The organism is Pirellulales bacterium (genome assembly GCA_035546535.1).
Taxonomy (GTDB): Bacteria; Planctomycetota; Planctomycetia; order Pirellulales; family JACPPG01; genus JACPPG01.
In genome coordinates this window covers 1-1,938 of the sequence record DASZWQ010000191.1, presented here as the reverse complement: position 1 = coordinate 1,938, position 1,938 = coordinate 1, and the positions used below count along the sequence as shown (strand labels likewise).

Sequence of the window (1,938 nt, the reverse complement as noted above, 5' to 3'; positions counted from 1 at the left end):
CAATACCGTTCAATTCATCATGACGATGGATCGACGGAAGTCCTTTGTGGGTTGGGGAGAATCGCGGTGTTTGTTGGTCTTCTTGGCCCAGTTGCTCATTTTACGTTTGATCACGCGCGGGTTGATTCGATCGCGACGTGGCGGCAGGCGCTCTTCGCTGACCTCTGCGACGAGGAGCGCATACCACTGGGTGAGGCTGATGCGGTTACGTGGAGCTTCGGGGAGGCGGCAGCGGAGAATCTTTAGCGTGTTGGCAAAAGAGATTTCTCGGGGCGGACAGGAGATGGTTGCGGCCGCTTCGAAGGCCAACTTACGGATCACGAAATGCCCCAACAGGAGGCCATAGAGTTCCTGGAGGACCCCTGCCGGCGTTTCGCTTCGCAGGACGGGACGTTCGCACTGATGCGTCTTCAGTTCGTCGATGGCCAACTCTTCTTCCCACCGTTCGTGATACAGATCAATGAGCTTCACGGCAGGGTGCCGCGAGGCGCTGAGCAGGGTCGTAAGCAAGCGATGCTTCTGCCCAGAGCCAGGCCGTCCCGGGTCGTCGAAGGTATAGTCGATAATCCGCACGACGATGCCCTCGTGATCGCGCTGGCGGTGGCGTGGCGAGGGATAGAGCTTCGCCAGGTAAGAACCGTCGGACAGTTGCTTGAACGGAACGAAAATGAGGTTCTTTTTGATGCGGGCCAGGAGGTGCGCTTTCCGTTGACGCACGCTCTTGACCAGGTCGTAGCTGAGGAAGTTGCGGTCCCACAATAGCAGCATGTTTTTCTGCAAAAACCGCACGAGATAGCGGGCCATGGGGATTTCCCCGCGACGATGCGGCTTGATCAGCGAACGCCACAGCACATGCGTGCCCGTCTCGCACAAGCTCAGCACACGGGCTTGTGGAAAAGCCCCGGGCGCCCGGCCGCTTTTAGGCCGTCCAAAGGCTCGCTCGTTCGCTGGCGTGTCGGGCACATCGACCACAAAACTGTCCAGCGCCATCAGCCGCAGACCGGCATAGTGCGTCCGCGGCGTACAGGGATGCGCCAACAATTCAATGACGGCCTCGGCCAGTCGCCGCAGGGGGGCGACGCCGACGCTTTTCCGAGCTTCGCACAGCGTCGAGCGTCCTGGTGTGCCTTGCGGGCGGAAACGGTGCAGCCAACGAAACACCTGCCGGTACGAGTCGCGGCAAAACAGCGCCAGAGCGATCACAAACCAGACCACGAACCAGCGTGGCAACCGCCGACAGTGCCGCTGCTGATGCGGCGACTGCCAACATACTTTCTCAATGGACTTTTTGCCGACGATTCGTTTCAATGCCTGGACGCGTTCCGCTGTCGACCACCGCACGGCGACATCGACATCCTTGTCGATCACGCTCATCGCAGCCTCCTTGCTACGTGGGACTTGTGACATCCCCATCGTGGCAGGAGGTTGCGAATTCTCTTAGATCAATTGAACGGTATTGGGCCAAGGCCTCGACCGTGGTATCACTGATAACGCAGCGCTCGGCTTGCGGCTCGACGGGTCTTACCGGCGGATCGTTGGTCGACCCCTTGTCTCGCTTCCACTCGGCCAGCGCTTTTTCATAGTGGGCCATGTCGGCTTCGTGCTGACGCATCGCTTTGGCATGGTGCTCCAAAGCCTCTCGCTGCCGTTCACGAATCGGGCGCATCGCCAACTTGAATGCCGGCGTCTTAGCCGTGCCGGACTCGCCCACTACCGCCGCCCACAAAATCGCCGGCGCGGTCCAGCCGCGTTTGAGTTGAATACAACGCGTATTTCCAATGGCGGCCGCAACCGCTGCCAGCATTGGCAAGGCCAGGTAGGACGGGTCGCAGTCAATTGCGTTCGCGCCGGCCGCCACGAATCCCCGCAACGGTTCGGGCAACGCATCGACCGGAAATGGCTTAAAACGCTCTGGGGCCGCCGGCCGCGTGCCGTTTA

2 protein-coding genes are annotated in these 1,938 nt (G+C 60.4%); both read right to left on the bottom strand.

The window, feature by feature from the left end; translation table 11 throughout:
* Positions 1 to 9: 9 nt before the first annotated feature.
* Positions 10 to 1,374: an IS4 family transposase gene (locus VHD36_22350; protein HVU90090.1), complete on the bottom strand. Its 1,365-nt coding sequence runs from the start codon at positions 1,372 to 1,374 to the stop codon at positions 10 to 12.
* Between the two features lie 13 nt (positions 1,375 to 1,387).
* The gene (locus tag VHD36_22345) at positions 1,388 to 1,882 is read right to left on the bottom strand and encodes a DUF3987 domain-containing protein (protein ID HVU90089.1); all 495 of its coding nucleotides are present in this window, start codon (positions 1,880 to 1,882) and stop codon (positions 1,388 to 1,390) included.
* Positions 1,883 to 1,938 lie beyond the last annotated feature (56 nt).